Consider the following 24,313-nt stretch of genomic DNA (forward strand, 5'->3'; position numbering starts at 1 on the left):
TGCGGCGCGGCGCCGCACCCCCCCCGGCCGGGTGGTCACCGCCAGCGGCTCACCTCGACGTTCTCCAGGACGCCGAGGGCGTCCGGCACCAGGATCGCCGCCGAGTAGTAGGCCGTGACCAGGTAGGAGATGATCGCCTGCTCGTCGATGCCCATGAAGCGCACGGAGAGGCTGGGCTCGATCTCGTCCGGGATACCGCTCTGCTGGAGGCCGATGACGCCCTGGTCCGCCTCGCCCGTACGCATACAGATGATCGAGGTGGTCCTGGCCTCGCTCACCGGGATCTTGTTGCACGGGAAGATCGGCACACCCCGCCAGGCGGGCACATGGTGACCGGCGACCTCCACGCTGTCGGGGACCAGACCTCGCCGGTTGCACTCACGGCCGAAGGCGGCGATGGCGCGCGGGTGGGCGAGGAAAAGCTTGGATCCCCGCCGCCGCGAGAGCAGTTCGTCCATGTCGTCGGGGCTGGGCGCACCGTCGTGCGGCTGGAGCCGCTGGCCGTAGTCGCAGTTGTTCAGCAGCCCGAACTCGGGGTTGTTGACGAGCTCGTGCTCCTGGCGCTCGCGCAGCGCCTCGACGGTGAGCCGCAACTGCTGCTCGGTCTGGTTCATCGGCTGGTTGTAGAGGTCGGCGACGCGGCTGTGGACCTTCAGCACGGTCTGGGCGACGCTCAGTTCGTACTCACGCGGGGCGGCGTCGTAGTCGACGTACGTGTGCGGGACGACGGCTTCGCCGATATGGCCCGCCGAGAGGTCGATCTCCGCCTCTCCGTACTTGTTGGTCCGCTGCTGCGGGAGCGAGGCGAGCCCTGCCAGATGCCCACGGAGCGAGTCGGCGCGCTCCGCGAGGTTCATCACATCGGCCCGAGTGAGCACGAGCACCGTGCAGGCGGTGGCGGCACGCGCGCTGTACTCCCACGTCGCGTCCCCTTCCAGCAGCGCCTGATCGCCGAAGTACGCCCCGTCGGCGAGGACTCCGAGCACCGCCTCGTCACCGTACGGACCGGCTCCGATCTGCTCCACCCGGCCGTGGGCCAGCAGATAGATCCGGTCCGACGGGGAGCCCGAGGCGGCGAGCACTTCGCCGGCCGCGAACTCCCGCTGCTCACAGCGGTTCGCCAGTTCGGCGAGCACCGCCTCGTCGCCGAAGTCCCTCAGGGCCGGCAACTCGGCCAGTTCGGCGGGGATGACCGTCACCCGGCCGCCGGTCTGGACGAAGGTGATCCGTCCGTCGCCCACGGAGTAGCTCAGGCGGCGGTTCACCCGGTAGGTGCCGCCCTGGACCTGCACCCACGGCAGCATGCGCAGCAGCCACCGGGAGGTGATCTCCTGCATCTGCGGGGCGGATTTCGTGGTTGTCGCAAGGTTCCGTGCGGCGGCAGTACCGAGACTCTGCTGCGGCGGCGTCTGCTGCTCGCGGACCTCGTCGCCAACAGAACCAACCGAACCAACCGACATGGGTACTCCCTCTGGATCACTGGTCTGACCTGCGTCGGCCAGCCTTTCAGCACAGAGAGTCCTCGCACCATTACACAAATGGATGGGACTAGATCGACGTCGGCGGGGCACATTGCGCCGAACGCCCCCACACCCAACCTCGTAACTTGCATTGAGGATTCAGATTTAAGTAGCGTGTCCGTCATGCGGCTGACGAGATTCACCGACCTGGCCCTGCGCGTCCTGATGCGCCTGGCCGTCGCCGACGAGGGCGGCGACCCGCCCACGACGCGCGAGGTGGCCGAGACCATGCAGGTCCCGTACACCCACACCGCGAAGGTCGTGGCACGGCTCCAGCACCTCGGCCTGATCGAGGCACGTCGGGGCCGCGGCGGCGGGCTCAGCCTCACCGGCGCGGGCCGCGCGGCCTCGGTCGGCACGCTGGTCCGCGAGCTGGAAGGGCCGGGCGACGTCGTCGAGTGCGAGGGCACCACCCCATGCCCGCTGCGCTCGGCCTGCCGACTGCGGGGCGCCCTGCGCCGGGCACAGGAGGCGTTCTACACCTCGCTCGACCCCCTCACGGTGGCCGGTCTCGTCGAGTCCCCGACCGGCCCGCTGCTGATCGGCATCAGCGGGGCCAGGAGCGACTGACCCCGAGGACACCACGCGCCGCACCCCCTCACACCACCCCCTTGCACACTTCCTGACACCCCACGCCCAAAAATACGACTCTTAAATTCCAATTAAATCCAACAAGCCCGAGGAGCCATTGATGCTTTCCGAGACCGCGACCGTGACCGTACGTGCCACTCTCCCCGCCGTCGGCGCGGCCGTCGGCGAGATAGCCGAGCGCTTCTACCAGCGGCTGTTCGACGCTCATCCTTCCTTGCTGCGCGATCTGTTCAACCGCGGCAACCAGGCGACCGGCACCCAGCGCCAGGCCCTCGCGGGCTCGATAGCCGCGTTCGCCACGCACCTCGTGAACCACCCGGACGAACGGCCCGACGCGATGCTGAACCGCATCGCGCACAAGCACGCCTCGCTGGGCATCACGCCCGAGCAGTACCGGACCGTGCGCACACATCTCTTCGCGGCGATCGCCGAGGTGCTCGGCGACGCCGTCACAGCCGAAGTCGAGGCGGCCTGGGACGAGGTCTACTGGCTGATGGCCAACGCCCTGATCGCGACCGAAGCACGCCTGTACGCCGAGCGGGGCGTCCTCGCGGGCGACGTCTGGCGCTCGTGGGAGGTCGTGGGGCGCGTGGAGGAGACGGCGGACGTCGCCACCTTCCAGCTCCGTCCGGCCGACGGCGGCAAGGCACCGGACTTCAGGCCCGGACAGTACGTCTCCGTACAGGTCGAACTGCCCGACGGGGCACGGCAGATACGCCAGTACAGCCTCTCCCGAGCGCCCGGCGCACAGCTGCCCTCGATCACCGTCAAGCGCGTCCACGGCGGGGACACACCCGACGGCGAGGTCTCCGGCCACCTCCACGCGCGCGTACGGGAGGGTGATCTGCTGAGCGTCTCCCTCCCCTACGGGGATCTCGTCCTCGCCGACGGCGACGCCCCCGTCCTCCTCGCATCCGCCGGGATCGGAGTCACCCCGATGCTCTCGATGCTGGAGCACCTGGCCGCCACCGGACACCGAGCCCCTGTCACCGTCGTGCACGCCGACCGCTCCCCCGAGGACCACGCCCTGCGCACCGACCACGAGCACCTCACCGGCAAACTCGCCTCCGCCACGGCCCACTTCTGGTACGAGCACCCGGAGCCCGGCCACAGGGCCGACCGCACCGGCCTGATGGACCTGTCCTCGGTGGAGATCCCGCCCGGCACGCGCGCGTACCTGTGCGGACCGCTCCCCTTCATGCGCGCGGTCCGCACCCAACTGCTGGCCCAGGGCGTCGCCCCCGCCGACATCCACTACGAGGTGTTCGGGCCCGACCTGTGGCTCGCGGCCGGCTGACCGGATCGGCTCGCACGCCGTACGAACCGATGGCCCTTCTGCGGAAGTTGGGGTAAAAGCGCGGTACAGCGCATTCCGCGCACTCCCCCACAGATACCGAGGAGACGGTCATGTCCTCACCCATGTCCGCGAGCAGCTTTCTCGACGCCCTGCGCGACGAGGGTCTCACCGTCGTTCAAGTCGACGAGTGGCGCACGCACAACCGCAATCACAAGGGCCCTTGGGGGCCGGTCCATGGCGTGATGATCCACCACACCGTCACCAGGGGCACCCCGGGCACTGTCCGTATCTGCCGGGACGGCTACGAGGCGCTGCCGGGACCGCTGTGCCACGGCGTGATCGCCAAGGACGGCACGGTCCATCTCGTCGGCTACGGCAGGACCAACCATGCGGGTCTCGGCGACGACGACGTCCTGCGCGCCGTCGTCGCCGAGAAGAGGCTGCCTCCGGACAACGAGGCGAACACCGACGGAAACCGGCACTTCTACGGCTTCGAGTGCGAGAACCTCGGCGACGGCAAGGACCCGTGGCCGGCGGTCCAGCTGGAGGCGATCGAACGGGCAGCCGCGGCGATCTGCCGATACCACGGCTGGAGCGAGCGCTCCGTGATCGGCCACCGTGAATGGCAGCCCGGGAAGACCGACCCGCGCGGATTCACCATGGACTCCCTGCGCGAACGCATCCACGAGCGCCTGAAGTGACAATGAGCGCATGACCCGGAAAGCGCTCGACCTCACCACGACCCTGCGGCCGCGACTGCCCTCGCCGCTCCAGCCGGTCGAGGACGAGCGCTTCTCCCGGCACGGGGTGCGCCTGCTGCTCAAGCGCGACGACCTGATCCACCCTGACCTGCCGGGCAACAAATGGCGCAAGCTCCTGCCGAGCCTGAAGGCCGCCGCGGGCCGCCCCCTGCTGACCTTCGGCGGCGCCTACTCCAACCATCTGCGCGCGACGGCCGCCGCGGGCCGTCTGCTCGGCTTCGAGACGATCGGTATCGTGCGCGGCGACGAGCTGGCATCACGCCCGCTGAACCCGTCCCTGTCCCGGTGTGCCGCGGACGGCATGCGGCTGCACTTCGTGGACCGTGCGACCTACCGCCGCAAGGCGGACCCCGACGTACTGGCCGGATTGCTCCGCCCCTTCGGCGACTGCTTCGTCGTCCCCGAGGGCGGCACCAACGCCCTCGCCGCCGAAAGCTGCACCGCTCTCGGCGCTGAGCTCCAAGACCGCGCGGAGGTCGTCGCCGTCGCCTGCGGCACCGGCGGAACCCTCGCGGGACTCGCCGCCGGACTGGCCCCCGGGCAGCGCGCCATCGGCTTCCCGGTCCTCAAGGGCGGCTTCCTCGGCGAGGCGATAACCGGCCTCCAGCGCGAAGCGTTCGGCGGGCCCGCCGGGGACTGGTCGCTGGACGACCGCTTCCACTGCGGCGGATACGCCCGCATGACCCCGGAGCTCACCGCGTTCGCCGACGACTTCCGGGACCGCCACGGCCTGACAGTGGAGCGTGTCTATGTGGCCAAAATGCTCTACGGCCTGACCGTACTCGCCGCTGAGGGTGTCTTCCCGCCCGGCACCGCCGTGGCCGCCGTCATCACGGGCCAGGACTCCTTCGGAGTCGGACAGACCCCCGGGGAGTATCAGGAGTCCTCGCGGTAGGCCGCGGCCTCCTCGAGATCCAGCCGGCGCAGCAGCGAACGCATCATCTCGTCGTCGATCCGCCGCTCGTCCCGCAGCTGGACGAAGACCTCGCGCTCGGCCTCGATCATCTCCCGCGACAGCCGCCGGTAGGTGTCGTCGACGGACTCCCCGGTCACCTCGTTCACGGAGCCGAGCCGCTCCCAGACCGAGTTCCGCCGTCGCTCCATCACCGTCCGCAGCCGGTCCGCGAGCGGCTCCGGCAGCGCGTTGCGCTCGTCCGCCAGCAGTTCGTCCAGCCGTCGCTCCGCCGCCGACGACGCCTCGCTCTGCGCCTGTGCCTCGGCGAGCGTCTCGGCGTACGTGTCGCGGCCCGGCAGCTTCAGAGCCCGGATCAGCGGCGGGAGGGTGAGCCCCTGGATCACCAGCGTCCCGATCACCGTCGTGAAGGTCAGGAAAAGGACCAGGTTCCTGGCCGGGAACGGCTCGCCCTCCGCCGTCATCGGGATCGAGAAAGCGATCGCGAGCGAGACGACCCCGCGCATCCCGGCCCAGCCCACGACAACCGGCCCGGTCCAGTTGGTGTCCGGTTCACGGACCCTGATCCGTGCCGACAGCACACGCGGCAGGAAGGTCGCCGGGAAGACCCAGACGAACCGCACCACCACGACCGTGACAAAGACCCCGACCGCGTACCAGAGCGCCTGACCGACGCTGTACCCGCCGAGGTCCTCCAGTACGTACGGCAGCTGCAGCCCGATCAGCAGGAAGACGGACGACTCCAGGATGAACGCGGCCATCTTCCAGACCGCCGCCTCCTGGAGCCGGGTCGCGAAGTCGACCTGCCAGGCGCGGTGGCCGAGATAGAGCGCGACGACGACCACGGCGAGCACCCCGGACGCCCCGACCTGCTCGGCCGCCGCGTAGGCGACGAACGGGATGAGCAGCGAGAGGGTGTTCTGCAGGAGCGCTTCCTTCAGGTGCGTGCGCAGCCAGTGGATCGGCACCATCAGCACCAGCCCGACGCCGACCCCGCCGAGAGCCGCCAGCGCGAACTCCTCGATGCCCCCGGCCCAGCTCGCGCCCTCGCCGACGGCCGCGGCGAGGGCCACCTTGTACGCCGTGATCGCGGTCGCGTCGTTCACGAGGGACTCGCCCTGGAGGATCGTCGTGATCCGGTTCGGCAGCCCCAGCCGACGGGCGATCGCGGTCGCGGCGACGGCGTCGGGCGGCGCCACGACCGCGCCCAGCACCAGGGCGGCGGTCAGCGGCAGATCCGGCACCAGGAGATAGGCGAGGTAGCCGACGACGAGCGTCGCGAAGAGGACGTAGCCGACGGAGAGCAGAGCGACGGGCCGCGCGTTCGCCCGCAGATCGAGATACGAGCTGTCGAGTGCGGCGGTGTGCAGCAGCGGCGGCAGGATCAGCGGAAGCACGATGTGCGGTTCGAGCGTGTAGTCGGGCACGCCCGGCACATATGCGCCGATCAGCCCCGCGGTCACCAGCAGCAGCGGCGCCGGAACAGGGGTCCAGCGAGCCGCCCCCGCGATCGCGGCACTCACCGCGATGAGCGCCACCAGTGGCAATGCGTCCATCTCGCCCACCTCAGGTCCGTACGTACGTCCGTCACCCTCGTCGTAATCTGGCAATCATGAGCGAGTGTCCGCACGTGGCCGAACTCCCCCGCCCCGAGCCCGCCCCGCAGAGCGAGACCTGCCTGGAGTGTCTGGAGGTCGGCAGCCACCCCGTGCAGCTGCGGCTGTGCCTGATGTGCGGGCACGTCGGCTGCTGCGACTCCTCGCCGAGCCGGCACGCGAGCGCCCATTTCAAGGAGTCGGGGCATCCGATCATGAGGAGCATGGAGCCGGGTATGCCCTGGCGCTGGTGCTTCGAGGACGGTTCGATCGTGTGACGCGTGGGTACGTCAACCCTCCGCCGGTTCCTCGCAATTAGGTCCCGCAGACCTCTAGCCACTGTGTGTGGTCATATGCTTACCATGAGTGACAACGACTGCGTGGGGGTCCCGGCGACAGGGCACCATGGATCGCGATAGCGTCGCCGGGCCAGTACCGGCTACGCAGGAATGCGTAGCGACGGCTGCGGGATCACCCCTCCCGTAGCCCCGAATGAGCTTGTGCCACCTTGGAGGTGAGGGTGTCCCAGATCGCAGGCGAGCCCGGGACTCAGGACTTCGTGGAAGTCCGGCTGCCCGCTGCGGGTGCCTACCTGTCAGTGCTGCGTACGGCCACGGCCGGTCTCGCAGCGCGCTTGGACTTCACCCTCGACGAGATCGAGGATCTTCGGATCGCGGTCGACGAGGCGTGCGCGATCCTGCTCCAGCAGGCCGTTCCCGGTTCCGTCCTCAGCTGCGTGTTCCGGCTCATCGACGACTCGCTGGAGGTCACGGTCTCGGCGCCGACGACCGACGGCCGGGCGCCGGAGCGTGACACCTTCGCCTGGACGGTGCTCTCCGCGCTGGCCGGCAAGGTCGACTCCTCGGTCGCCGACGACCGCACGGTCGCCATCAGCCTGTACAAACAGCGCGGCGCGGGACCCGGGCCGGCGTGAACGGGGACGGTCCGGTGCGGAACGAGCCACCCGCGGTGACGGGCTTCCCGGAGCAGCAGGCGCGGCCGCACCCGGTGGACGGACTTGACGGCCAACCGGCCGCGGCTGAGCAGGCGCAGGTTGGGGGTACCTCCCAGGCCAAGCTCTGGGGGAGGGCGGACCGTATGAGTGAGCACGTGAACGAGCAGCAGCATCACGATCCACATGACCGCAGCGGGGCGCGGGCGATGTTCATCGAGCTGCGCAAGCTCCCCGACGGTTCACCCGAGCGGGCAGAACTGCGCAACCAGCTGGTGCGCATGCATCTGCCCCTGGTCGAGCATCTGGCGCGGCGTTTCCGCAACCGCGGCGAGCCGCTGGACGATCTGACACAGGTGGCGACGATCGGTCTGATCAAGTCGGTGGACCGGTTCGACCCGGAGCGTGGCGTCGAGTTCTCGACCTATGCGACACCGACGGTGGTCGGGGAGATCAAGCGCCACTTCCGTGACAAGGGCTGGGCGGTGCGCGTGCCGCGCCGCCTGCAGGAGCTGCGGCTCGCGCTGACGACGGCGACGGCGGAGCTGTCCCAGCAGCACGGCCGCTCCCCCACCGTGCACGAGCTGGCCGAACGCCTCGGCATCTCGGAGGAGGAGGTCCTGGAGGGCCTGGAGTCCGCGAACGCGTACTCCACGCTGTCCCTGGACGTCCCCGACACCGATGACGAGTCCCCGGCGGTGGCGGACACGCTGGGCGCGGAGGACGAGGCGCTGGAGGGCGTCGAGTACCGCGAGTCGCTGAAACCGCTGCTGGAGGACCTCCCGCCGCGGGAGAAGCGGATTCTGCTGCTGCGCTTCTTCGGCAACATGACCCAGTCGCAGATCGCGCAGGAGGTGGGCATCTCCCAGATGCACGTCTCCCGTCTGCTGGCCCGCACCCTGGCCCAGCTCCGCGAGAAGCTTCTGGTCGAGGAGTAGGACGAAGCAGCAGGGCCGAGCCGCGTCCCCGGTGCGCCGGGGACGCGCGCGTACGCCGCGCGGGCAGCGTCCCCCGGCTCAGGAGGCGTCACGCGTCGCGCCGCGGATGCCCAGGGCCTCGGCCGTCGCCGGGTTGACCAGCAGCACCAGGCCCGACACCGCGACCGCTGCCACCACGATGCCCAGCGGGATCAGCGCGCCCGACGAGCGCAGCAGCGTCCAGGCCGGTATCAGCGCCATCAGATGCATGATGATCGCCGGGCCCCGGCTCCAGCTGCGGCGCCGCAGCAGACCCAGCGCGGCGGCCAGCGGGATCGCGGCGAGTGCGATGAGCGTCACTCCGCCCATCTCGGCCTGCGACGGACTGTCCGGCCGGCCGAGCAGTCCCATCACGAGCATGAAGACGCCGCCCGCGGCCAGCGCCAGCCCTTCCAGGCCGGACACGGCAGCCGCGGCGGTCAGACGCGTGGGGCGGGGGATCTCGTCAATGCTCACCCCAGCAGGGTAGCCCGCGGGCAAACCCCTGAGCTGGGCCTTGTAACACCCAGTGGGTACGCTGCTGCGCATGCGCGCACTTCTTGTGGTCAATCCAGCAGCAACCACCACCAGTGCCCGCACCCGTGACGTACTGATCCACGCCCTGGCCAGCGAGATGAAGCTGGAAGCAGTCACGACGGAGTACCGGGGACACGCCCGGGATCTCGGCCGCAAGGCGGGCGAGTCCGACGACATCGAGCTGGTCGTGGCCCTCGGCGGCGACGGCACGGTGAACGAGGTCGTCAACGGTCTGCTGTGCCACGGCCCCGATCCCGACGGTCTCCCCCGTCTCGCGGTCGTGCCCGGCGGCTCGACGAATGTCTTCGCCCGTGCCCTCGGTCTGCCGAACGACGCCGTGGAGGCGACCGGCGCGATCCTGGACGCGCTGCGCGACGAGACCGAACGCACGGTCGGCCTCGGCCTCGCGGCCGGCACCCCGGGCACGGAGGACGAGGGGGCCCCGGCCCGCTGGTTCACCTTCTGCGCGGGGCTCGGCTTCGACGCGAGCGTGATCGGCCGGGTCGAACAGCAGCGCGAGCGGGGCAAGCGATCCACGCACGCCCTCTATATGCGCCAGGTGGTACGGCAGTTTCTGGACGAACCTCATCGACGGCGCGGGCCGATCACGCTGGAGCGCCCCGGTGACGCCCCGGTCACCGATCTTGTCCTGTCAATAATCTGCAACACCTCGCCCTGGACCTATCTGGGCAACCGGCCGGTGTACGCGTCGCCCGAGGCCTCCTTCGACAAGGCCCTCGACGTCGTCGGACTGTCCAAGCTGTCGACCTCCGCGGTGGCCCGCTACGCCACTCAGCTGCTCACTTCCACCCCGGAGCGCGGCCCGCGCGGCAAGCATGCCGTCACTCTCCACGACCTGACGGACTTCACCTTGAATTCCAAGGTTCCGCTCCCGTTCCAGATGGACGGAGACCACTTGGGACTGCGTACGAGCGTGACGTTCACAGGCGTACGCCGTGCACTGCGTGTGATTGTGTGAGTGGAAGGGCCGGAAGTCCTTTATCTCGAACGTACGGACTGGGCTCCACCCCATAGAAGTACGGCTGTGACCTAGTCGACACCGAGGAATCAAAAAAAAGTTTCCAGAAGGGGTTGTATCCGCCGCCGAGGTTTGCGAATCTCTACATGGCGATCGGGACGGCCCGCAACATCGGCCCCACAGACCGCCAGAACCCCTCCCAAAACCTCAGGACCACGCCAGCCCCGCTGGCAGTCGGCCCTGCAGTTGCGGGGGGATTCGTGAAAGCGTTCACATTCACAAGCAACCTGCATGTAATACCAAGGAGAGGTAGCAGCCATGGACTGGCGTCACAACGCCGTTTGCCGCGAGGAAGACCCCGAGCTCTTCTTCCCTATCGGCAACACTGGTCCTGCGCTGCTGCAGATCGAGGAAGCCAAGGCCGTCTGCCGTCGCTGCCCCGTCATGGAGCAGTGCCTGCAGTGGGCGCTCGAGTCCGGCCAGGACTCCGGCGTCTGGGGTGGCCTCAGCGAGGACGAGCGCCGCGCGATGAAGCGCCGTGCCGCTCGCAACCGGGCGCGTAACGCCAGCGCCTGACGCCCTACGAGCCTGATGCTCTGGCGGCGCGTACAGCGAGTACGCACTCACCGTCCCCGAGCCGCAGCGCGCAGTACCCCCGATGCGCATCGCAACGTGAGCTTCGAGCCCCGGACCCTGTGAAACGGTCCGGGGCTCATCGCTGTGCCCGCCCGCCCCCGGCGGCAGCTCGCCCCGACGGTGACTCAGCGTCGCCGTGACTACGTGTCGCCGGACCGCTTGTCGCCCTGGACCGGGACGTCGAGGACGACCCGTGTACCGCGCCCGGGTTCCGGCACCCGCACCATGTCGAAGGTGCCGACCAACTCCCCCTCCACCAGGGTCCGTACGATCTGCAGGCCCAGATTCCCGGCCCGCTGCGCGTCGAAGCCCTCGGGCAGTCCGCGGCCGTCGTCCTGCACGGTGATCAGCAGCCGGCCGTCCGTGCGCGGGTCGCCGCGTACCGCTGAGACCTCCACCGAGCCCTGCTCACCCTGCGCGAAGGCGTGCTCCAGGGCGTTCTGGAGCACCTCTGTCAGGACCATGGACAGCGGCGTGGCCACTTCCGCGTCGAGGATGCCGAAGCGGCCCGTACGGCGGCACTCGACCTTGCCGGGAGAGATCTCGGCGACCATCGCGATGACCCGGTCCGCGATCTCGTCGAACTCGACCCGCTCGTCCAGGTTCTGGGACAGCGTCTCGTGGACGATGGCGATCGAACCGACGCGGCGCACCGCTTCGTTGAGCGCCTCGCGCCCGCGTACGGAATCCATCCGGCGGGCCTGGAGCCGCAGCAGGGCCGCCACCGTCTGGAGGTTGTTCTTCACCCGGTGGTGGATCTCCCGGATGGTTGCGTCCTTGGTGATCAACTCGCGCTCTCGGCGGCGGAGTTCGGTGACGTCGCGCAGGAGTACGAGAGAGCCGATCCGGGTGCCCTTGGGCTTGAGCGGGATGGCGCGCAGCTGGATGACGCCGCCGTTGCCCTCGACCTCCGTCTCGCGCGGGGCGTAGCCGCTGGCGAGTTTGACCAGGGCCTCGTCGACCGGGCCGCGGGAGGGGGCGAGATCGGCGGTGATCTGGCCGAGGTGGCATCCGACCAGGTCGGACGCGAGGCCGAGGCGGTGATAGGCGGACAGCCCGTTCGGGCTCGCGTACTGGACGACACCGTCGGCGTCGAGCCGGATCAGACCGTCGCCGACGCGCGGGGAGGCGTCCATGTCGACCTGCTGGCCGGGGAAGGGGAAGGAGCCGGCGGCGATCATCTGGGCGAGGTCCGAGGCGGACTGGAGGTAGGTCAGTTCCAGGCGGCTCGGTGTACGGACGGTGAGCAGATTCGTATTGCGGGCGATGACACCGAGGACGCGGCCCTCCCGGCGGACGGGGATGGATTCGACCCGCACCGGCACCTCCTCGCGCCACTCCGGGTCGCCTTCGCGCACGATCCGTCCCTCGTCGAGCGCGGCGTCGAGCAACGGGCGGCGTCCTCGGGGAACGAGATGGCCGACCATGTCGTCCTGATAGGAGGTGGGTCCGGTGTTGGGGCGCATCTGGGCGACGGAGACATAACGTGTGCCGTCGCGGGTGGGGACCCACAGGACGAGGTCGGCGAAGGAGAGATCGGAGAGCAGCTGCCACTCCGAAACCAGCAGATGGAGCCACTCGAGGTCGGATTCGCTCAGGGCTGTGTGCTGGCGGACGAGGTCGTTCATGGAGGGCACATCTGCGAGCGTACCCGCGGGTGAACCGGACGAGCCGCCCGCCCGTGGTGGAGGATGGGCGGCCGGGGACTAAGCTCTCCCTATGGATGGACAGCGGAGAATGGTCTAGTCCACAATGCATGTCATCAAGCCTCCGCCCTCCCCGCACAGGAGGGTGGACCGAGGTCGCCGACGCTCTCTGCCCTGACTGCGTCGAGGCCTCTCACACGGCCGAGCCGGGACCGCACACCCGTCGGCCGGAGCAACTCCGGGCTGCGGTGCCGGACGGGCTGAGGGTCCCGTCAGGCGCCGCGGCCCGCGGGTGTTTCCGGGGCCCGCACACCCAGTCCCGGGGCCCGCACACCCAGTCCCGGGGCCCGCACACCCAGGGGCCGTTCGACGAGCGGTGGCGGACCCCTGAGCGGGGCCCGCCAAGGGCTCACTTCCCGAGAGGCTGGTTGAAGCGCAACAGGTTGCCGGCGGGGTCGCGGAACGCGCAGTCGCGGACGCCGTAGAACTGGTCCATCGGCTCCTGCAGCACCTCGCCGCCCGCGGCGCTGATGCGCTCGAAGGTGGCGTCGCAGTCGTCCGTCACGAAGATGACGCCACGGAGCAGGCCCTTGGCCATCAGCTCCGCCATGGCCTGCTTGTCGGCCGGTGAGGCGTTCGGGTCGGCGACGGGCGGTTCCAGGACGATGCTCACGTCCGGCTGCGAGGGCGCCCCGACGGTCACCCAGCGCATCCCCTCGAACCCGACGTCGTTGCGTATCTCAAAGCCGAGCACATCACGGTAGAAGGCGATCGCCTTGTCGTGGTCGTCGACGGCGATGAAGCATTGGGAAAGCCTGATGTCCATGCCGTTCACGCTACGGCCGAGCAGCGGGGCTCGCTTCTCCGTTCCTGACCGGCCTCGTGTGGATCTTGGCCATGCACGCCGGGATGGCGGCGCCATGGTCATGACTCCGGGCCCGGTAGGTGCTCGGGCTCTCGCCGACCAGCTGGGTGAAGCGCGAGCTGAACGACCCCAGCGACGTACAGCCGACCGCGAAGCAGACCTCGGTCACCGTGAGATCGCCGCGCCGCAGCAGCGCTTTGGCCCGCTCGATGCGGCGGGTCATCAGATAGCTGTACGGCGTCTCGCCGAAAGCCGCACGGAAGCTGCGGGAGAAATGGCCCGCCGACATCAGTGCGTCACGCGCCAGTGCCGGGACGTCGAGCGGCTCGGCGTAGTCGCGGTCCATCCGATCGCGGGCCCGCCGCAGCCGGACGAGGTCGTCGAGGTTCTGCCGTTTCACCTGATCAGTTTCCCACACCCCCCGCGGCCGGTGACGGGGCTCGCTTCACCAGGTCCGCCGGTGTGCCGCCCAGCGCCTGGCGGCGCCACGCGACGCGCGCGACGGCGCGGATCTTGTCGTGCGTCGCGGAACAGGTGCCCGAACCGATCAGGAATCGAGAAGCGCGGACCGCGGAGCCGCAGCTAGCGTGAATGCCATGCACACCGGCCGGGCGGGCTTCCGGCCTTCCCGGGCTTCCCGTTCGTCGTCAAGACCGACATTCCCCGTCTGACCCACACCTTCAGGAGTGACCATGACCGGCTCGTCCACCCAGGGAATCAAGACCGTGCTGCATCCCGTTTCCGACCTGGCGAAGGCCAAGGAGGTGTACGCCGCGCTGCTCGGCGTACCGCCGCAGACCGACGAGCCCTACTACGTCGGCTTCGAGTCCGCCGGCCAGCACATCGGGCTGGTGCCTGGCGGTGGGCCGCAGGCCATGACCTCACCGGTGGCCTACTGGCACGTGCCGGACATCGAGGCGAAGCTGGCCGAGGTGACCGCCGCGGGCGCCGTCGTGAAGGAACCCGCGCACGATGTCGGTGGTGGCCGCCTGGTGGCCACCGTCACCGACCCCGACGGCAACGTCCTCGGGCTGCTTCAGGACCGATGAGTGCCCCCCGCACGCTCCCGCGCTCGGCGTCGTCGCGCCACCGGGCATCGGCCCACCCACCGCAGGCCACGCCGTACCGCGGGTCCCGCACCTCCCCGCGCATTCCGGCCTGGGGCGCGCTGAACGGCTCCACCGCGAGCTGACGTGCGGACGGCCGCGGGCTGGTCCGACGCCTCGGCGAGCATGGGCCGCGTGGCCGGGGCCCATAGGCTCCACGGGCAGAAGCCAGGGAGTGACGGACGTACCGCTCGAAGCCGGGCGCATCGAGGCCGGGCGACGCGGGCAGAGACCGCGAAGGCGACCCCGCCGCACAGATGGAGATACGAAGAGCATGGCCAAGAGGACGAACACGCCGCCGGCTGCGCCGCGCGCTGCCGACAGCCACGAGATGATCCGCGTGCACGGCGCACGCGTGAACAATCTCAAGGACATCAGCATCGAGATCCCGAAGCGCCGGCTGACCGTGTTCACCGGGGTCTCCGGCTCGGGCAAGAGCTCGCTGGTGTTCGACACGATCGCCGCGGAGTCGCAGCGTCAGATCAACGAGACCTACAGCGCCTTCGTGCAGGGCTTCATGCCGACCCTGGCCCGGCCCGAGGTCGATGTGCTCGACGGGCTGACGACCGCGATCATCGTCGACCAGCAGCGGATGGGTGGCGACGCCCGCTCCACCGTCGGCACCGCCACCGACGCCAACGCCATGCTGCGCATCCTCTTCAGCCGGCTCGCCAAGCCGCATATCGGCCCACCCAGCGCCTACGCCTTCAACGTCCCCTCGGTCCGGGCAAGCGGTGCCATCACCGTGGAGCGCGGTGCCAAGAAGGCGGTGAAGGCGACCTTCAGCCGTACCGGCGGCATGTGCACGCGCTGCGAAGGCCGGGGCACGGTCTCCGACATCGACCTCACCCAGCTCTACGACGACTCCAAGTCGATCGCCGAGGGCGCGTTCACCATCCCCGGCTGGAAGTCGGACAGCTTCTGGACCGTCCGGGTCTACGCCGAGTCGGGCCTCCTCGACCCGGACAAGCCGATCCGCACGTACACCAAGAAGGAGATGCACGACTTCCTCTACCGAGAGCCGACCAAGGTGAAGGTCGAGGGCGTGAACCTCACCTACGAGGGGCTGATCCCCAAGATCCAGAAGTCGTTCCTGTCCAAGGACAAGGAGTCGCTGCAGCCGCACATCCGGGCTTTCGTGGAGCGGGCGGTCACCTTCACCACCTGCCCCGAGTGCGACGGCACCCGGCTCAGCGAGGGGGCCCGGTCATCGAAGATCAAGCGGGTCAGCATCGCCGACGCCTGCGCGATGCAGATCAGCGACCTGGCCGCATGGGTCCGCGGCCTCGACGAGCCGTCGGTGGCACCGCTGCTGACGGCGCTGGGCGGGACCCTCGACTCGTTCGTGGAGATCGGGCTCGGCTACCTCGCGCTCGACCGGCCCTCGGGCACGCTGTCGGGCGGCGAGGCCCAGCGCGTCAAGATGATCCGCCACCTCGGCTCCTCCCTCACCGACATCACCTACGTCTTCGACGAGCCCACCATCGGTCTCCATCCCCATGACATCCAGCGGATGAACGACCTGCTGCTGCGGCTGCGGGACAAGGGCAACACCGTGCTGGTGGTGGAGCACAAGCCGGAGATGATCGCGATCGCCGACCATGTCGTCGACCTCGGGCCCGGCGCCGGTACGGCCGGCGGCGAGGTGGTCTTCGAGGGAACCCTTGAGGGGCTGCGGGCCGGCGGCACCCTCACCGGCCGCCATCTCGACGACCGGGCCGTCGTCAAGGAGGCGGTGCGGACGCCCACCGGCACGCTGGAGATCCGCGGCGCGACAACGAACAACCTGAAGGGCGTCGACGTCGACATCCCGCTCGGGGTGCTTGCCGTCGTCACCGGCGTCGCCGGCTCCGGCAAGAGCTCGCTCGTGCACGGGTCGATCCCCGCCGGGGAGGGTTTGGTCTCGATCGACCAGGGCGCGATCCGCGGCTCCAGGCGGAGCAACCCCGCTACGTACACCGGACTGCTCGACCCGATCCGCAAGGCGTTCGCGAAGGTCAACGGCGTGAAGCCGGCGCTGTTCAGCGCCAACTCCGAGGGCGCCTGCCCCACCTGCAACGGCGCCGGCGTCATCTACACCGACCTGGCGATGATGGCTGGCGTGGCGACCCCCTGCGAGGAGTGCGAGGGAAAGCGGTTCCAGGCTTCGGTGCTGGAGTACCGCCTCGGCGGCCGGGACATCAGCGAGGTGCTCGCGATGCCGGTGACCGAGGCCGAGGAGTTCTTCGGCGCCGGCGACGCGCACACGCCGGCCGCGCACCGCATCCTCGGCCGGCTCGCCGACGTCGGGCTCGGCTACCTCAGCCTCGGCCAGCCGCTCACCACGCTGTCCGGCGGCGAGCGGCAACGCCTCAAGCTGGCCACCCAGATGGCGGCCAAGGGCGGCGTCTACGTCCTCGACGAGCCGACCACCGGCCTCCACCTCGCCGACGTCGAGCAGTTGCTCGGCCTGCTCGACCGGCTCGTCGACTCCGGCAAGTCGGTCGTCGTCGTCGAGCACCACCAGGCGGTCATGGCGCACGCCGACTGGATCATCGACCTCGGCCCCGGTGCCGGCCACGACGGCGGCAAGATCGTCTTCGAGGGCACACCCGCGGACCTCGTCGCCGCCCGCTCCACCCTCACCGGCGAGCACCTCGCGGACTACGTCGGCAGCTGACCGGGGGCCTCGCGGACACCGTGGGACGAGGTCTCCCATCTGTGGACGAGCGTGTCAGCTTGTCTCCGTGACCTTCGCCAGGGCCCGCGGTTCGTCCGGGTCCTGGCCACGGGCGATCGTCACCTCGTACGCCAGCAGTTGCAGCGGCAGGATCTCCAGGATCGGCTGGAGCTCCTCCGGGACGGCGTCCGTGGGCAGGACGAAGCCGGCCGAGGCGGCCTCGACCTGAGGGGCTGGGCCCACCACGACGAGGTCCGCGCCACGGCCGCGGAGGCGGTCCAGAACCGGCTGGAGCGCCTGACCGCCCTTGCCGTCCGTGACCACGGCGATGACGGGGGAGATGTTGTCCACCATCGCCAGCGGGCCGTGCAGCAGGTCGGCCCCGGAGTACGACAGGGCCGGGATGTAACTCGTCTCCATGAGCTTCAGGGCGGCCTCTTTCGCGGTGGGGTAGCCATAGCCCCGCGACGTGATCACCATGCGCTCGGCGAAGCGGTAGCGGGAGGCGAGCTGCCGCACCTCGTCCTGGCGGCCCAGGATCTGCGACGCGAGGCCGGGAAGTGCCTTGGCGGCGGAGCCGTCACCGCCCCGCAGACCCTCCACGAAGAGGTAGAGGGCCAGCAGGGACGCCGTGTACGTCTTCGTCGCCGGAAGGGCCTTCTCCTCGCCCGCGAGGATGTCGATGTGGAACTCGGAGACCGCCGCCAGCGGGGAGTCAGGGTTGTTGGTGACCGCCAGCGTGACCGCGCCGGCCTCCCGGGCCGCCTTCGTCGAGGCCACCAGGTCCGGCGAGCCGCCCGACTGACTGACCGTGACGACCAGGACGTCGGTGAGGTCGGGCCGCGCGCCGTACGCGGTGGTGGTGGACATGGAGGTCAGCCCGCACGGCAGCCCCAGCCGGATCTCCAGCAGGTACTTCGCGTACAGCGCGGCGTTGTCGGACGTGCCGCGCGCCGTCAGCAGGACGAACCGCGGGCGCCGCGCCGCGATCGCGGCCGCGGTCTCTCGGATCCTCGGCGCGCCTTCCTCCAGGATGCGCCGCAGCACCGTGGGCTGCTCCGCCATCTCACCGGCCATGATCCGGCCCGGCTGCTCGGACATGCGGGGTGCCTCCATGTGACGTACCTCGTGCACGGTCCGCGTGGGTCAGGCCCCGGCGCCCTTGCCGGCGATGACCTCCGCGGCGGCCCGTCCGCAGACGCGGGCGGCGCCATGGGTCGCGATGTGCAGGGCTCCCCTCGGCGCCGCCCGGTCGACGCCCATCTCGACCACGACCGTGTCGGGACGGGCCGCGATCAGGGCGTCGAGAGCGTCCGCCATCCAGGGGTGACGGTGAACGTCGCGCACTACGGCGACGATCCTACGGTCCCCTGCAAGGCCCACCACATGTGCCACCAAGGAGGAGGTTTCGGATGTGGCGCCATAGGTGTCCGTCGTGGTTCCCGGCAGCAGCGCGGCCAGCTCCGCGGCCACTCCCCACGGGGTCTCGTCACCCACGGCGATGTTCGCGACCGGACTGAACGCGGCGACGTACGGGGCGCCCGCCGGCGGCGCGTACGGCAGCTTCCCCGCCGTGACCCGCACGGCCCGGCGTGCGGCGACCAGGCCGATGTCGGTGCCGGGCGCGGTCCCCTCCTGTACGGCCGCGCCCGGCTCCGCTGCGGCCCCCCTGGCCCGCCGCGTCCAGTCGGCGAGGGCGCGCATCCGCGCCGCCGCGTCGGCCAGCCGCTCCTCGGGCAGTTCGCCGTCCCGTACCGCCGTGACCAGCGCGTCACGCAGTCGCAGTACGGTCTCCTCGTCGGCCAGGCCGCCACCGACACAGATCGCGTCGGCACCCGCGGCGATCGCGAGGACGGAGCCGCGCTCGATGCCGTACACCGCCGAGATGGCCTGCATCTCCATGCCGTCGGTGACGATCAGGCCCTCATAGCCCAGCTCTTCGCGCAGCAGACCGGTGAGGATCTGCGGGCTCAGGGTCGCGGGGCGGTTCGGGTCGAGCGCGGGAAGCAGGATATGCGCGCTCATCACCGCTTTGGAACCCGCCGCGATGGCGGCGCGGAAAGGTACCAGCTCACGGGCTTGCAGTGTGTCGAGATCCACGTCGATCCGGGGCAGCGCGTGGTGCGAGTCCACGTTCGTGTCGCCGTGTCCGGGGAAGTGCTTGGTGCAGGCGGCGACGCCGGCGGCCTGGAGGCCCTCGATGTACGCGACGGTGTGACGGGCGGTGAGCGCGGTGTCGGCTCCGAACGACCGCACCCCGATGACGGGGTTGTCCGGATTGGAGTTGACGTCGGCGGAGGGTGCCCAGTTGAGATCGACCCCGCACTCGGCGAGCCGGCGGCCCAGTTCACGGGCGACGGCCCGGGTGAGGTCCGTGTCGTCGACCCGGCCCAGCGCGTAGTTGCCGGGGAAGGACGAGCCGTCGCGTACCTCCAGGCGGGTGACGTCACCGCCCTCCTCGTCGATCGCCACCAGGACGTCGTCCCGCTCGGCCCGCAACTGTGCCGTCAGCGCCGCCAGTTGCTCCGGCGTGACGATATTGCGGCCGAAGAGTCCGACGGCCGAGAGTCCTTCCCCGATCCGGCGCAGCAGCCAGTCCGGAGCGGTGGTGCCGACGAAACCCGGCTGAAGGACGGCGAGGGCGTCGCGGGTGAGGGTGTCCGTGCTGCGTACGAGCGTCGTCATGTAGCGGCCTTATCCCTTCACTGCGCCGGCCGTGAGACCTGCGGCCATCTTGCGCTGGACGAGGAGGAAGAGGATCACGATGGGGACGGCCATCATCGTGGCGCCGGCCATCATCGGGGCGTACTCGGTGCCGTTCTTGGTGGTGAAGTTGCCCAGCCACACGGTGGCGGTCTGGTTCTGCTGGCTCATCAGCATCAGCGCGTACAGGTACTCGTTCCACGCCTGGATGAAGCCGTAGACCGACGTGGCGACCATGCCCGGGGCGAGCAGCGGGAACACCACGCGGACGAAGGCGCCGGTGCGGGTGCAGCCGTCGACCATCGCCGCCTCCTCCAGCTCCCTCGGAATGTTGACGATGAAGCCACGGAGCGTCCACACCGTGAACGGGAGGATGAAGGTGAGATACGTGATGATCAAACCGGTGAGCTTGTCGTACTGACCGAGGTCGTTCAGCAGCAGGAAGACCGGGATGATCATGGCGACCAGCGGGATCATCTGGACCGCGAGGATGCCGACGATCACGATCTTGCGGCCCCGGAAGGCGAACCGGGAGATGGCGAGGGCCGCCAGCATGCCGACGGCGATGCCGATGACGACCACGACCAGCGACACCGTGAGGCTGCGCCCGACCGGACCCCAGAAATCCGCGATGTCCAGGGCTCGCCGGAAGTTCTCCAGCGTGAACACGTTCGGGAAGAAGTGCGGGTCGGGGTCGATGGCGTCCTTGGCGGGCTTGAACGCCGTGTTCAGCATCCAGTAGACGGGGAAGCCGGCCGAGACGAAGACCAGGAGCCCGAGCAGATTCCAGCCGAGCCTGCTTGTGCGGGGGGCACGGACCCTGGCCGCGCCGGTCGAGGTCACGCCGCTTCGAACGTTCACTGCGCTCACTCGACTTCTCCGATCTTGAGCATCTGGCGCATATAGACCGCGACGACTCCGAGCAGCAGGACGACGGTGACGAGAGCGATCGCCGAGCCTGTGCCGTAGTCGTTGACGACGAACGCCTTGTCGTACGAGTACGTGGTCAGGAGCTGGAACTCCGCCTCGGGATGGCCGTTGCGCATCACGAACACCTGCGGAAAGACGCCCATGTCCCAGATCACCGAGAGCGTCGTCAGCATGACGATGATGGGCTTCAGGATCGGCAGGGTGACGTAGCGGAACACACCCCAGGCTCCGGCGCCGTCGAGGCGGGCGGCCTCCTCCAGCTCCTTGGGCACCTGGGTGAGACCGGCACTGAGCGTGATCACGACGAAGGGCACGGCGCCCCAGACGACCAGCAGGATGATGACGGCGAGCCCCTGGGGGCCGCTGGCGAACCAGTTGTGGCCCACCATGTCGACGCCGGGAAGCCTGGACAGCAGCCAGTTGAGGACGCCGTAGTCCGCGTCGAAGAGCCATTTGAAGATCGCGGTGGCCACGATGATGGGCATGCCCCAGCTGGCCACCAGCGCGATGTTGATCAGGGTCCTGACCCAGCCGGAGACCTTCTGGAGCAGCAGCGCGACCAGCATGCCGATGACCATCGTCAGAACGACGGCGCTGACCGCGAAGACCACGGTCCGCACGACGACGGACCAGAACTCTCCGTCCCCGAGGATCTTGGAGAAGTTGTCGAAGCCGACCGACTCCGGGTCCTTGAAGCCCCACAGCTGCGGCTGCCCGAACTTCTGGAAGGAGAGGGTGACCAGCCGTACCAGCGGATAGCCGAGGACCAGCAACAGAATGAGCAGGCAGGGCGCGAGCAGCAGCCAGGGCACGCCTCCCCCGGCGCCCTTCGGCTTTCCGCCCGGCTTCGGCGCAGGCGCTGCGCCGGTCCCCGGCGGGGGTGATGGCCGCGTCGGCGGCACCTTCGCGGTGGTTGTCTCTGCGGCACTCATCCCGTGCTCCTCAGCAGTCCCTCTCCTGGACGGGGCTCAGGGGGTGTCCTGTGGATCTTGCCGGGCCCGCATGCCCGGTGCGCTCATCCGCCGCGTCGCCGTCGGCCGTCGACGCTCCGCGTCGACTCCGTCCTTCGGCCCGCAGTCGCACACACCGGGCCACGCGCCCCGTCCGGCCGGACCCACAGGACACCCCCCAGGGCCCCGTCGCGGTGACGTCGGGGCCCTGCCAGAAGGTCACTTGGTGTTGATGACCTTGTCGATCGCGGCGTCAGCCGTCTTCGCGGCCTCCTCGACCGACTTCTTGCCGGTGCCGATCTGCTGAAGCATCGTCTTGAGGGTCTGGGCCTTCTCGACCTGACCCCAGCCCGGCGCCATCGGCACGAACCAGTTGGACTCGGCGGCGGTGGCCGGGACCACCGTCTTCGGGTCGTTCTTCAGCGTCGCCAGGTCGGTCTTGTTGTTGGGCAGGTTGCCCTTGGCGAGCAGACCCTTCTGGCCCTGGGCTCCGGTGAAGGCGTTGATCCACTCGGCCGCGACGTCCTGCGCCTTGGACTTGACCGGGACGGCGAGGTCGGAGCCGCCGAGGAAGACGGGCAGGGCCTTGCCGTTCGGGCCGGGCATCACGAAGTTCTCGAGCTTGTCGGCGAGCTTGCCGACCTTGTCGTTCTTCGGGTCGGCGGCAGTGCCACCCTCCCAGGCCGCGCTGAAGATGGTCGCGGACTTGCCCTGGCCGAAGACGACCGGACGGTCGGCCTCGTCCTTGGTCTTGTCACCGTGCATGTACTTGTCGATGATCGACTTGTACTCGTTGAGGCCCTTGAGGGACTCGGGCGAGGAGAGGTTGGCCTTCCACTGGTCGCCGTCCTTCTTGGCGATGGAGCCGCCCGCGTCGTAGACGAAGGACATCGCGGCGTACCAGTCCGGCGAAGGCTGGTACCAGGCGCTGAACTTGTCGCCCTTCTTCTGCTGGATCTTGTCCAGGGCGGCGGTCAGCTCGGCGTACGTCTTCGGGGCGGCCTTCACGCCGACCTCGGCGGCGAGGTCCTTGCGCCAGGTGCCGACACGGCCACCGGCGTAGTACGGGACGCCATAGGTCTTGCCGTCGTACTGCGTGGACTCCTTGAGGCCGTCCAGCCATGCGTCCGACTGGTCGAACTTCTTCGGGTCGACCTCGGCGAAGGCGCCCTTCACCATGTAGCCGAGCATCTCGGTGTTGCCCATTTCGACAACGTCCGGAGCCTTGTCCGTGGCAAGCACGGCGTCAAGCTTGGTGTTCTTGTCCGGCCAGCCGTAGTACTCGTGCTTGATCTTGATGCCGGGGTGCTTCTTGACGACCGCGTCGTCGGCCGCCTTCACCAGCTCGGGCCAGTTGTTCTGGGCGTCGACGGTGAGCCAGACGGTCAGCTCCTTGGCGTCGCTCCCGGCGGCCTTGTCCCCGCCCTTGTCCGAATCACCACAGGCCGCAAGGCCGACCATCATGCCCGCGACGCCGATCGCCGCAATGAGCTTGCGCTTCACGCCACCCTCCTCAGGGATGCCTGCAACCCCTGCTCACCGCAAAGAGATACGACGAGTGCTACTCGTGGGGCTGGGACCTGGCCTCTAATGGTTTAGACCAGTACCGGGAGCTTGGCCTAGACCTTTAGGGGTGTCAAGGGTGTATAAGAAGGGCAGTCGCGTCCGTTATCGGACCGACACCTGAGGGAGGTCGCCGACCCGTGACCGGCCCGTGCCACCATGTGAGCGCGACAGACGGAGGAGCCGGTGACGGCAGCAGCGCAGGAGTCGGGAAGGCGGGGCATGACCACGGACGGAGGCGGCACCGAAGCCGAGAGCGGGTCCGTGACCCGCACCGCACGGGTGCCCAAGTACTACCGGCTCAAGCGGCATTTGCTCGATATGACGGAAACGCTCCCGCCCGGCACGCCGGTGCCACCGGAGCGGACGCTTGCGGCCGAATTCGACACCTCGCGCACGACCGTGCGCCAGGCGCTTCAGGAACTGGTCGTCGAGGGCCGCCTGGAGCGCATCCAGGGCAAGGGCACCTTTGTGGCCAAACCCAAGGTTTCGCAGGCCCTTCAGCTCACCTCGTACACCGAGGACATGCGGGCCCAGGGCCTGGAGCCCACCTCGCAGTTGCTCGACATCGGGTACGTCACGGCCGACGACACGCTGGCCGGACTGCTCGACATCTCGACGGGCGGACGGGTGCTGCGGATCGAGCGGCTGCGGCTGGCGAGCGGCGAGCCGATGGCGATCGAGACCACACACCTTTCGGCCAAACGCTTCCCCGCTCTGCGGCGGTCGCTGGTCAAGTACACCTCGCTCTACACCGCGCTGGCGGAGGTGTACGACGTCCATCTGGCCGAGGCCGAGGAGACCATCGAGACCTCCCTGGCCACCCCGCGCGAGGCGGGACTGCTCGGCACGGATGTCGGCCTGCCGATGCTGATGCTCTCGCGGCACTCGCTCGACGCGCAGGGCGAGCCGGTGGAGTGGGTGCGCTCCGTCTACCGAGGAGACCGGTACAAGTTCGTGGCGAGGCTCCAGCGCCCCGCCCCCTGACCGCACCGCACATCGCGACACTCATGGCGCCGCAACGACCGTTGCGGCGCCATGCCGTGTTTCCGGCCACCGTGCCCAGAGGTGCCGAGCAGTCGTTGCCGTACCGATATGCGGACGGGGGTGACTCGCTTCGAAGCCCTCGCCTAGATTTCCTGCGCACTACAGGT

23 protein-coding genes are annotated in these 24,313 nt (G+C 69.4%); 12 read left to right on the plus strand and 11 right to left on the minus strand.

Annotated features, from left to right (window positions below; genetic code table 11):
* Window positions 1–35: 35 nt before the first annotated feature.
* Window positions 36–1,460, minus strand: coding sequence for a family 2B encapsulin nanocompartment shell protein (locus tag OG293_RS10860; RefSeq protein WP_405998577.1), 1,425 nt, complete (start codon window positions 1,458–1,460; stop codon window positions 36–38).
* A 183-nt stretch (window positions 1,461–1,643) separates the two neighbouring features.
* Here OG293_RS10860 and OG293_RS10865 point away from each other — a divergent pair, with 183 nt between their 5' ends.
* The 4 genes from OG293_RS10865 (at window position 1,644) to OG293_RS10880 (ending at window position 5,064) form a co-directional block, all read left to right on the plus strand.
* On the plus strand, window positions 1,644–2,090 hold the full coding sequence (locus OG293_RS10865) for an RrF2 family transcriptional regulator (protein ID WP_405998578.1): 447 nt from the start codon (window positions 1,644–1,646) through the stop codon (window positions 2,088–2,090).
* 121 nt (window positions 2,091–2,211) lie between these two features.
* Complete coding sequence (locus OG293_RS10870; RefSeq protein ID WP_405998579.1) at window positions 2,212–3,408, plus strand: globin domain-containing protein; 1,197 nt, start codon at window positions 2,212–2,214, stop codon at window positions 3,406–3,408.
* A 110-nt stretch (window positions 3,409–3,518) separates the two neighbouring features.
* A complete protein-coding gene (locus OG293_RS10875) occupies window positions 3,519–4,109 on the plus strand; it encodes an N-acetylmuramoyl-L-alanine amidase (protein ID WP_405998580.1) in 591 nt (196 codons plus the stop codon).
* A gap of 10 nt (window positions 4,110–4,119) precedes the next feature.
* The gene (locus OG293_RS10880; RefSeq protein ID WP_405998581.1) at window positions 4,120–5,064 is read left to right on the plus strand and encodes a 1-aminocyclopropane-1-carboxylate deaminase/D-cysteine desulfhydrase; all 945 of its coding nucleotides are present in this window, start codon (window positions 4,120–4,122) and stop codon (window positions 5,062–5,064) included.
* On the opposite strand, the gene OG293_RS10885 is transcribed toward OG293_RS10880, so the two are convergent.
* A complete protein-coding gene (locus tag OG293_RS10885) occupies window positions 5,046–6,638 on the minus strand; it encodes a Na+/H+ antiporter (protein WP_405998582.1) in 1,593 nt (530 codons plus the stop codon). The genes OG293_RS10880 and OG293_RS10885 overlap by 19 nt on opposite strands.
* Before the next feature lie 56 nt (window positions 6,639–6,694).
* Here OG293_RS10885 and OG293_RS10890 point away from each other — a divergent pair, with 56 nt between their 5' ends.
* The 3 genes from OG293_RS10890 (at window position 6,695) to OG293_RS10900 (ending at window position 8,567) form a co-directional block, all read left to right on the plus strand.
* Window positions 6,695–6,955 carry a UBP-type zinc finger domain-containing protein gene (locus tag OG293_RS10890; protein ID WP_405998583.1) on the plus strand — a complete coding sequence of 87 codons (261 nt, stop codon included), beginning with the start codon at window positions 6,695–6,697 and terminating at the stop codon, window positions 6,953–6,955.
* Between the two features lie 242 nt (window positions 6,956–7,197).
* A complete protein-coding gene (locus OG293_RS10895; RefSeq protein ID WP_405998584.1) occupies window positions 7,198–7,611 on the plus strand; it encodes an anti-sigma regulatory factor in 414 nt (137 codons plus the stop codon).
* Entirely contained in the window at window positions 7,500–8,567 is a 1,068-nt protein-coding gene (locus OG293_RS10900; RefSeq protein WP_406003559.1) for an RNA polymerase sigma factor SigF, read from the plus strand. Before OG293_RS10895 ends, OG293_RS10900 begins: the two co-directional genes overlap by 112 nt.
* A 78-nt stretch (window positions 8,568–8,645) precedes the next feature.
* Here the strand turns inward: OG293_RS10900 and OG293_RS10905 are convergent, their stop codons facing one another.
* Window positions 8,646–9,062 carry a hypothetical protein gene (locus tag OG293_RS10905; RefSeq protein WP_405998585.1) on the minus strand — a complete coding sequence of 139 codons (417 nt, stop codon included), beginning with the start codon at window positions 9,060–9,062 and terminating at the stop codon, window positions 8,646–8,648.
* A 70-nt stretch (window positions 9,063–9,132) separates the two neighbouring features.
* On the opposite strand from OG293_RS10905, the gene OG293_RS10910 reads away from it, so the two are divergent.
* Both OG293_RS10910 and OG293_RS10915 read left to right on the plus strand, forming a co-directional pair.
* On the plus strand, window positions 9,133–10,101 hold the full coding sequence (locus OG293_RS10910) for a diacylglycerol/lipid kinase family protein (RefSeq protein ID WP_405998586.1): 969 nt from the start codon (window positions 9,133–9,135) through the stop codon (window positions 10,099–10,101).
* A gap of 318 nt (window positions 10,102–10,419) precedes the next feature.
* Window positions 10,420–10,677 (plus strand): WhiB family transcriptional regulator, encoded by a 258-nt coding sequence (locus OG293_RS10915; protein WP_003953983.1) that lies wholly within the window; start codon window positions 10,420–10,422, stop codon window positions 10,675–10,677.
* Between the two features lie 200 nt (window positions 10,678–10,877).
* Here the strand turns inward: OG293_RS10915 and OG293_RS10920 are convergent, their stop codons facing one another.
* The 3 genes from OG293_RS10920 to OG293_RS10930 all read right to left on the minus strand — a co-directional run bounded on the left by OG293_RS10920 (window position 10,878) and on the right by OG293_RS10930 (window position 13,594).
* Window positions 10,878–12,365 (minus strand): histidine kinase N-terminal domain-containing protein, encoded by a 1,488-nt coding sequence (locus OG293_RS10920; protein ID WP_405998587.1) that lies wholly within the window; start codon window positions 12,363–12,365, stop codon window positions 10,878–10,880.
* Window positions 12,366–12,792: 427 nt separating this feature from the next.
* The gene (locus OG293_RS10925; protein WP_405998588.1) at window positions 12,793–13,209 is read right to left on the minus strand and encodes a VOC family protein; all 417 of its coding nucleotides are present in this window, start codon (window positions 13,207–13,209) and stop codon (window positions 12,793–12,795) included.
* A 10-nt stretch (window positions 13,210–13,219) separates the two neighbouring features.
* Window positions 13,220–13,594 (minus strand): helix-turn-helix transcriptional regulator, encoded by a 375-nt coding sequence (locus OG293_RS10930; protein ID WP_406003560.1) that lies wholly within the window; start codon window positions 13,592–13,594, stop codon window positions 13,220–13,222.
* 346 nt (window positions 13,595–13,940) lie between these two features.
* Here OG293_RS10930 and OG293_RS10935 point away from each other — a divergent pair, with 346 nt between their 5' ends.
* On the plus strand, window positions 13,941–14,297 hold the full coding sequence (locus tag OG293_RS10935; RefSeq protein ID WP_405998589.1) for a VOC family protein: 357 nt from the start codon (window positions 13,941–13,943) through the stop codon (window positions 14,295–14,297).
* Between the two features lie 331 nt (window positions 14,298–14,628).
* A complete protein-coding gene (locus tag OG293_RS10940; RefSeq protein WP_405998590.1) occupies window positions 14,629–17,013 on the plus strand; it encodes an ATP-binding cassette domain-containing protein in 2,385 nt (794 codons plus the stop codon).
* A gap of 54 nt (window positions 17,014–17,067) precedes the next feature.
* On the opposite strand, the gene OG293_RS10945 is transcribed toward OG293_RS10940, so the two are convergent.
* The 5 genes from OG293_RS10945 to OG293_RS10965 all read right to left on the minus strand — a co-directional run bounded on the left by OG293_RS10945 (window position 17,068) and on the right by OG293_RS10965 (window position 23,099).
* Entirely contained in the window at window positions 17,068–18,114 is a 1,047-nt protein-coding gene (locus OG293_RS10945; RefSeq protein ID WP_405998591.1) for an SIS domain-containing protein, read from the minus strand.
* Window positions 18,115–18,159: 45 nt separating this feature from the next.
* Window positions 18,160–19,698, minus strand: coding sequence for a glycoside hydrolase family 3 protein (locus OG293_RS10950; protein WP_405998592.1), 1,539 nt, complete (start codon window positions 19,696–19,698; stop codon window positions 18,160–18,162).
* 9 nt (window positions 19,699–19,707) lie between these two features.
* Window positions 19,708–20,577: a carbohydrate ABC transporter permease gene (locus OG293_RS10955; RefSeq protein ID WP_405998593.1), complete on the minus strand. Its 870-nt coding sequence runs from the start codon at window positions 20,575–20,577 to the stop codon at window positions 19,708–19,710.
* Between the two features lie 5 nt (window positions 20,578–20,582).
* Window positions 20,583–21,578, minus strand: coding sequence for a carbohydrate ABC transporter permease (locus tag OG293_RS10960; protein ID WP_405998594.1), 996 nt, complete (start codon window positions 21,576–21,578; stop codon window positions 20,583–20,585).
* Window positions 21,579–21,815: 237 nt separating this feature from the next.
* A complete protein-coding gene (locus tag OG293_RS10965) occupies window positions 21,816–23,099 on the minus strand; it encodes an extracellular solute-binding protein (RefSeq protein ID WP_405998595.1) in 1,284 nt (427 codons plus the stop codon).
* Window positions 23,100–23,381: 282 nt separating this feature from the next.
* Between OG293_RS10965 and OG293_RS10970 the strand changes: the two genes are divergently transcribed.
* On the plus strand, window positions 23,382–24,146 hold the full coding sequence (locus OG293_RS10970; RefSeq protein ID WP_405998596.1) for a GntR family transcriptional regulator: 765 nt from the start codon (window positions 23,382–23,384) through the stop codon (window positions 24,144–24,146).
* Window positions 24,147–24,313 lie beyond the last annotated feature (167 nt).

Source organism: Streptomyces sp. NBC_00829 (genome assembly GCF_045161795.1).
In the GTDB taxonomy this organism is placed as follows: Bacteria; Actinomycetota; Actinomycetes; order Streptomycetales; family Streptomycetaceae; genus Streptomyces.